Source organism: Streptomyces sp. LS1784 (genome assembly GCF_020103755.1).
Classification (GTDB): Bacteria; Actinomycetota; Actinomycetes; order Streptomycetales; family Streptomycetaceae; genus Kitasatospora.
Window position 1 is genome coordinate 1 of record NZ_JAHSQD010000407.1, and the last position, 7,427, is coordinate 7,427.

At 73.4% G+C, this 7,427-nt stretch carries 5 protein-coding genes; 4 read left to right on the forward strand and 1 reads right to left on the reverse strand.

Features of this window, described 5'->3' with window-relative positions; genetic code table 11:
* Positions 1-275: 275 nt before the first annotated feature.
* Positions 276-1,283: an NAD(P)-dependent oxidoreductase gene (locus tag KS423_RS32780; RefSeq protein ID WP_224283394.1), complete on the forward strand. Its 1,008-nt coding sequence runs from the start codon at positions 276-278 to the stop codon at positions 1,281-1,283.
* 228 nt (positions 1,284-1,511) lie between these two features.
* The gene (gene moeZ / locus KS423_RS32785; RefSeq protein ID WP_224283395.1) at positions 1,512-2,690 is read left to right on the forward strand and encodes an adenylyltransferase/sulfurtransferase MoeZ; all 1,179 of its coding nucleotides are present in this window, start codon (positions 1,512-1,514) and stop codon (positions 2,688-2,690) included.
* Between the two features lie 81 nt (positions 2,691-2,771).
* Here moeZ and KS423_RS32790 read toward each other — a convergent pair whose 3' ends face one another.
* Complete coding sequence (locus KS423_RS32790) at positions 2,772-5,540, reverse strand: lysylphosphatidylglycerol synthase transmembrane domain-containing protein (protein ID WP_224283396.1); 2,769 nt, start codon at positions 5,538-5,540, stop codon at positions 2,772-2,774.
* Positions 5,541-5,675: 135 nt separating this feature from the next.
* Here KS423_RS32790 and KS423_RS32795 point away from each other — a divergent pair, with 135 nt between their 5' ends.
* Both KS423_RS32795 and KS423_RS32800 read left to right on the forward strand, forming a co-directional pair.
* Positions 5,676-6,053 (forward strand): MGMT family protein, encoded by a 378-nt coding sequence (locus KS423_RS32795; RefSeq protein WP_374120070.1) that lies wholly within the window; start codon positions 5,676-5,678, stop codon positions 6,051-6,053.
* A gap of 82 nt (positions 6,054-6,135) precedes the next feature.
* Positions 6,136-7,427: ATP-dependent helicase (locus KS423_RS32800; protein WP_224283398.1), on the forward strand; the 1,292-nt coding region annotated here is incomplete at its 3' end.

Sequence of the window (7,427 nt, forward strand, 5' to 3'; positions counted from 1 at the left end):
GCCGCGGTGCTCGGGCCGCTCGCCCTGGGGCGCTCCGCCGCGGAGGCCTGGCTGCTGGGCGGCGGGACCGTCGCGGTGGCGCTGCTGGCGTACGCCGGGGCGGTGCTCGGCCGGGCCGGCTCGCACCGTTGAGCACCGTCCACCTCCGTCGCAAACTCCCGTTCGACCGTTGTTGGGGTCCGGTTCGCGGTCCCCGCCTTCGTCCCGTTCGTTGAACTTCGTTGAATTCGGTCCGCCAGGTCGTCACGAACTGGCTTCGTGGAAGGACACCCCCGATGAGGGTGCTGCTGCTGGGCGCCGACGGCTTCATCGGCCGCCGGGTCACCGATCGTCTGCTGATGGACCAGGAGTTGCAGGTGGCGGTGCTCGGCCGGCGCGACTCGGCCGACATCCGCTTCGACCTGACCACCGGGAGCCCGGGCGCGCTGGCCCGGTTCCTGGACGCGGTCGCGCCGCAGGTGGTGATCAACTGCGCGGGCGCCACCTACGGCAGCTCGCGCACCCTGATCCGGGCGAACACGCTGGCCGTCGCGACCGTCTGCGAGGCCATCCGGCGCAGCCGGGAGCCGGCCCGGCTGGTGCACGTCGGCTCGGCCGCCGAGTACGGGCCGGTGCCCGGCGGGGTTCCGGTCTCCGAGCAGGCCGAGCCGCGGCCGGTCGGCCCGTACGGGGTCTCCAAGCTGGCCGGGACGGAGCTGGTGCTGGCCTCCGGGCTGGACGCGGCGGTGCTGCGGGTGTTCGACGTGGTGGGCCCGGGGGCGCCGACCGCCTCGCTGTTCGGCCGGCTGGCCGAGGGCCTGCGGCGGGCGCTGGAGCGGGACGAGCACCAGGTGCGGATGCCGGACCTGTCCGGATACCGGGATTTCGTGGACGTGCGGGACGTCGCCCGGGCCATCCAGGCGGCCGCGGTGTCGGCCGCCACCGGGGTCGTCAACATCGGCAGCGGGCACGCCGTCCGGGCCCGGGACGCGGCCCAGCTGCTGGTGCGGGCCTCGGGCTTCGAGGGGCAGATCGTCGAGGAGAACCGGCAGGTCCTGCTGCCCGCGCAGCTCGCCGGGGCGGGCGGCGACCACCACCTGTCCGGCCACCACCTGCCCGGCCACCACCTGCCCGGGCACCGGCCGGAGGGGCACCGCCCGGAGGGCCGGGCGGTGCCGGGCGAGCCGGTGCCGTGGCGGCAGGCGGACGTGCGCACCGCCCGGGACCGTCTCGGATGGCGGACACAGGTGCCGCTGGAGGAGTCGCTGGGAGACGTCTGGCTGGAGACGGCCTGTCGGGTGTGACGGCGCCGCGCGGTGCCCCGGGCCCGTCAACCACGGGCCCGGGGCGCCTTCCGGGGCCCCGCCGCCGGTTCCACGATCCGGTGCCGCCCGTCTCGCCCATCGGACGGGCTGTCTCGGAATACCGCAGGGGCGTGACACTGTTGGCCTAGAGAGCCACCCGAGTGGCGGAGCAGCAACCCAACGCCGAGGTTGGCCCTGGCCACCCGAACAAGACCCATCGGAGTCCCCGTGTCGTTGCCACCCCTGGTCGAGCCGGCCGACGAGCTCACCGTTGACGAGGTCCGCCGGTACTCCCGCCACCTGATCATCCCGGACGTGGGCATGGCGGGGCAGAAGCGGTTGAAGAACGCCAAGGTGCTGTGCGTCGGTGCCGGTGGCCTCGGCTCGCCGGCGCTGCTCTACCTGGCCGCCGCCGGTGTCGGCACGCTGGGCATCGTCGAGTTCGACGTGGTGGACGAGTCGAACCTGCAGCGTCAGGTGATCCACGGCCAGTCGGACGTCGGCCGCTCCAAGGCGGAGTCGGCGCGTGACTCGGTCAAGGAGATCAACCCCTACGTCAACGTGGTGCTGCACGAGGAGCGCCTCGACAACTCCAACGTCATGGAGATCTTCTCCGGCTACGACCTGATCGTGGACGGCACCGACAACTTCGCCACCCGCTACCTGGTGAACGACGCCGCGGTGCTGCTCGGCAAGCCGTACGTGTGGGGCTCGATCTACCGCTTCGACGGCCAGGCCAGCGTGTTCTGGGCCGAGCACGGCCCCTGCTACCGCTGCCTCTACCCGGAGGCCCCGCCGCCGGGCATGGTCCCCTCCTGCGCCGAGGGCGGCGTGCTGGGCGTGCTGTGCGCGTCCATCGGCTCGATCCAGGTCAACGAGGCGATCAAGCTGCTGGCCGGCATCGGTGACCCGCTGGTCGGCCGGCTGATGATCTACGACGCCCTGGAGATGAACTACCGCCAGGTGAAGGTCCGCAAGGACCCGAACTGCGCCGTCTGCGGTGAGAACCCGACGGTCACCGAGCTGATCGACTACGAGGCCTTCTGCGGCGTCGTGTCCGAGGAGGCGCAGGCCGCCGCCGCCGGTTCGACCATCACCTCGCAGCAGCTCAAGCAGTGGCAGGACGACGAGGAGGACATCTACCTCATCGACGTCCGCGAGCCCGGCGAGTACGAGATCGTCAACATCCCCGGCGCGGTGCTGATCCCGAAGAACGAGTTCCTGATGGGCGACGCGCTGGAGAAGCTGCCGCAGGACAAGAAGATCGTGCTGCACTGCAAGTCCGGCGTGCGCTCGGCCGAGGTGCTGGCCGTGGTGAAGGCCGCCGGCTTCGCCAACGCCGTCCACCTGGGCGGCGGCGTGCTCGGCTGGGTGAACCAGATCGAGCCGCACAAGCCGGTCTACTGACCGACGCCCCGCGTGGAAGGGCCCGCCGTCCGGCGGGCCCTTCCCGTTTGCGCGGGGGAGGTCCGGACCGCCCCGGGCGGCTCAGAGCGCGTTCTTGCGCTGGAGCACGTTGTAGGAGATCCAGCCCGGCAGCACCGGCAGCCAGAAGGTGAGCGCCCGGTAGAGGAAGACCGCCGGGGTGGCGACCGCGGGGGAGACGTCCGCGACGGTCAGGGCGCCGATCAGGGCGACCTCGACCGGGCCGATGCCGCCGGGGGTGGGGATCGCCGAGCCGGCCGCGTTGGCCGTCAGGAAGACCACCGCGACGGCCGAGAAGCTGATGTTGCCGCCGAAGGCCCGCACCGAGAAGTCCAGGCAGGCGGTGAAGGAGAGGGTCAGCAGCAGGATGCCGCCGAACCCGGTGACCAGCTTGCTGGGCGTCTGCATCAGGTCGAGCATCCGCGGCACCACGCCGAAGAACAGCGAGCGCAGCCGGCCCAGCACGAACCGGCGCAGCGGGGCGACGGCGGCCACCACCAGGGCGAGCACGGCGGCGCTCAGCACGCCGATGATCACCGCGCGGGAGGCGGAGAGGTCCCCGTTGGTCTGGCTGCCGGTGATCAGGCCGAAGCTGAACAGCAGCAGCAGGTGCCCGGCCAGGCCCGCCAGCTGGGAGGCGCCGACCGAGGCCACCGCCTGGCCGGAGCGGATGCCGGCCTTCTGCAGGTAGCGGGTGTTGAGCGCGATGCCGCCGATCGCGGCGGGCGCGACCAGCTTGACGAAGGAGCCGGCCAGCTGGGCGGCGACGGTGCGCCGGAACGGCAGCCGCTCGGGGACGAAGCCGGTCAGGCTCATCGCGGCGGCGACGTAGCTGAACGCGGCGGCGAGCAGGGCGGCCGCGGCCCAGGCCCAGTTCATCTGGGAGAGCTTCAGCTGGGCGGGCTTGATGGTGGTCAGGGCCAGGTAGGCGGCGAAGGTGAGCGCGATCACCATGATCAGGCTCTTCGGCTTCAGCCGTTCCAGCTTGGCCGGGGCCATCGGGGCCTCGGGGGCGATCTGGAGGATCTGGCCGCGGATGCGGCTCAACAGGTCCTCGCCGGCCGCCGCGATGTCCTCCTCGGCCTGCTGCTGGGTGCGCTCGCCGGCCGCGACCTGCTCCAGCGCCCTGGCCCGGGCGGCGGCCTTGCGCTCCTTGGTGAGCTTGGCGAGGTCGACCCGGGTGGAGCGGCTCATCCCGACCGGCTGGAGCAGCGGCAGCGCCTGGGCCACCCGCTCGGCGCCGAGCACCGCGTTGGCGGTGGCGACGGCGCGCTCCGGGCCGATCCGCAGCGCGAAGGTGGTGAGCAGCTGGGCGACGTCGATCCGCAGCGTCAGGTCGGTGGCGGCGATGTCGCCGCCGGAGAGGTTGACGAGGCAGCCGGTCCGCTCGTCCACCACCAGCAGCGACTCGCCGGTGAGCCGGCGGTGGGCGATCCGGCGCTCGTGCAGGGCGGCCACCGACTGCCAGATCGAGGCCATCACCGGGTCGGTGACCTCCTCGTCGGAGAGCTCGTCCAGGGTGCAGCCCTCGACGTTCTCGTACACCAGGATCGCGGCGTCCGGGCCGAGCTCGGAGGTGGCGACCAGCTGCGGTGCGCAGGCGCCCGAGGCGGCCGCCGCGTACGCGATCAGCGCCTCCTGCTCCAGCGCCTGGCGCAGCGACTGGGGGCTGCGGCGCACCGCGACCGAGCGCAGCCGCAGCCGTCGCCAGGCCCGGTAGAAGAAGCCGGAGGCCTGCTGCTCGCGGTCGATGATGTGCACGTCCAGCGGGGGGCCGCCCTGCTGGATGACGTGGTAGCGGCGGGTGCCGCCGGGGGCGTCGGGGGCGCGCACGGCGCCGGCCGGGGTGAAGCCGACCTTGCGCAGGCCGATCATCAGGTGCTGGCCGGTGGGCCGGATGTTGGGGGAACCGATCGCGTACAGCGTGCCGTAGGCGACGGACCAGCCGATCAGCACGGTGAGCATCAGCGACAGCGGGGTGGTGTAGCCGCCGAGCAGCTCGGTGATCCCGCTGAAGACCACCACCACCCACAGGGCGACCCGCCAGCGCGGTCTGCTCGACATGCCGACGGCGGTCATGTAGGCGATCACCGGGGCGAGGTAGCCGTGCACCGGGTCGGTGAGGGTGCCGTTGCTGTCCATCGGCAGCCGGGTCAGCGCTTCCCGGATGTTGTCGGAGGCGCCTTCGGCCACCCACCAGTCGACGCCGAGCGAGACGCCGTACGCCAGTACCGAGGCGAGCACGCCGTCGGCGACCCGCAGGCCGTCGCGTTTGATCAGCCGCTCGACGGCGAAGGCCAGCGGGACCGCGAGCACCGCGACGCTGGAGATCAGGCCGGTGATGGTGGAGAACACCACGGAGAAGTGCGGTGCGTTGGTGGCGATGTCCTGCTCGATGCCGGTGGTGGTCGAGGTGGCGATGCCGGCCAGCAGGAAGACGGCGACGATCCCGAGGACGCCGGCCAGGAAGCGGATCAGGTCGGACGGGCGGTGTGCGCGGGCGGCCAGCAGCGGCTCGTCGACGTCCAGGTGCGGGGCCTCGTCCAGCGGGGCGTGGTCGTCGGGCTGTCCGGCGGGCGCCTCCGGGCCGGCGGGCGCGGGTTCCGGGGCGGCGGATTCCGGGGCCGTGGTGGTCTCGGCCGGCGGCGGGCCGGGCTGTCCGGGGGTCTTCGCGGGTGCGGGGGTCTTGATCGTCCGGTCCTTGATCAGGGAGACTTCCGGCGTCGGCCCCGGTTCGGGCCGGCCTTCGCTCTCGTTCCCGGGTGCCGACGGCACGGCGGCAGCGGACTCGTCGGAGTCCTTGTCCACGCCCACGTCAGCCGTCCCGGTCATCTGGTCTTGTCCTCGTATCACCACTCACCGCCCCGGAAGATGGTGGCATGCCCCGGCCTCCCGTGCGGGACAGGGGGCGGATCAGGCGCGGCGGATCGGCCGCACGGTGCCGCGGGTTCGCCCCCATAGGGAAGGATGCCGCAGGTGACGGACGTAACACACGACGGTCTTCCGGATGCCCTGCCGCCGTTCGCCGAACTGGTGCTCGACCTGACCGAGCGGATTCCACCCGGCCGGGTGATGACCTACGGCGACGTCGCCGAGTACCTCGGCCAGGGCGGCCCCCGGCAGGTCGGCCGGGTGATGGCACTGTACGGCGGCTCGGTGCCCTGGTGGCGGGTGATCCGCGCGGACGGCCGCCTCCTGCCCGGGCACGAACAGCGCGCCCTCGCCCACTACGGCGAGGAGGGCACCCCGCTGCGCGAACTCGCCGACCCGCCCCGGGTCGACCTCGGGCGGGCCCGCTGGGACGGCGAGGAGAACCGGGCGAAACCGCCGCACGAGCGGGATTGACGGGGCAGGATCGTAGGCTCGATGCGGGCGGGCCCGGCGGGTCCGCCTCCGCCATGCCCCAGTTCGACCCCAGGACCACTTCGTGAGCTCCCCCTACCGGCTCGTGCGCAGCCCGCTCGTCCAGCCCGATCCGCCCGTGCTGGACGCCTACCAGCGCGCCGTGGTCGAGCACGCCGGCGGGCCGCTGCTCGTCCTGGCCGGCCCCGGTACGGGCAAGACCACGACGCTGGTCGAGGCGGTCGCCCGGCGGATCGAGGACGGCACCGACCCCGAGCGGATCCTCGTCCTCACCTTCAGCCGCAAGGCCGCGACCGAGCTGCGCGACCGGATGTCCGGCCGGCTCGGCAGCTCGGCCGCCGCCCCGCAGGCCACCACCTTCCACTCCTTCTGCTACGCCCTGCTGCGCGCCCACCAGGACCCGGAGGACTACGCCGAGCCGCTGCGGCTGCTCTCCGGCCCCGAGCAGGACGTCATGGTCCGCGAACTGCTGGCCGGCGGCGCCGAGGACGCCAAGCTCGGCAGCACCCGCATCGAGTGGCCGCTGGACCTGCGGGCCTGCCTGACCACCCGCGGCTTCGCCGACGAGGTCCGCGCCGTCCTCGCCCGCAGCCGCGAACTGGGCCTCGGCGAGGCCGAGCTGGAGCGCTTCGCCCGAGGCGTCCAGCGCCCCGACTGGGCCGCCGCCGCGCACTTCCTGGCCGACTACCTCGACGTGCTCGACCTGCGCGGCGTCCTCGACTACGCCGAACTCGTCCACCGCGCCGTGCTGCTCGCCGAGCGCCCCGAGGTCGGCGAGCAGCTGCGGCGGCGCTACGAGGTCGTCTTCGTCGACGAGTACCAGGACACCGACCCCTCCCAGGTCCGGCTGCTGCGCCAGCTGGCCGGCGGCGGGCGCGACCTGGTCGCGGTCGGCGACCCGGACCAGTCGATCTACGCCTTCCGCGGCGCCGACATCAACGGCATCCTCGACTTCCCGCAGACCTTCCGGCAGGCCGACGGCAGCCCCGCCGAGGTCAAGGTGCTGCGGGTCTCCCGCCGCTCCGGCGCCGTGCTGCTCGCCGCCTCCCGGGAGGTCGCCCGCCGGATGCCGATGGGCCGGCTGCCCGCCGACAAGCTCGCCCAGCACCGCGCCCTGCTGCCCTCCCGGGAGGGCGGGAGGGTCGAGGTCTACACCTACCCGACCCCCGGCGCCGAGCTGGACTCGATCGCCGACCTGCTGCGCCGCGCCCACCTGGAGGACGGCGTGCCCTGGGGCGAGATGGCCGTGCTCGTCCGGGCCGGCGCCCGCTCCATCCCCGGCGTGCGGCGGGCGCTCGGCGCGGCCGGCGTCCCGCTGGAGATCGACGGCGACGACCTGCCGCTGCGCGAGGAGCC

What these genes read in the sequence shown, in the direction of transcription:
- KS423_RS32780 (WP_224283394.1), top strand. Translation starts at nt 276, where the DNA reads ATGAGGGTGCTGCTGCTGGGCGCCGACGGCTTCATCGGCCGCCGGGTC.
- KS423_RS32790 (WP_224283396.1), bottom strand. Translation starts at nt 5,540, where the DNA reads ATGACCGGGACGGCTGACGTGGGCGTGGACAAGGACTCCGACGAGTCC.
- KS423_RS32795 (WP_374120070.1), top strand. Translation starts at nt 5,676, where the DNA reads ATGCCGCAGGTGACGGACGTAACACACGACGGTCTTCCGGATGCCCTG.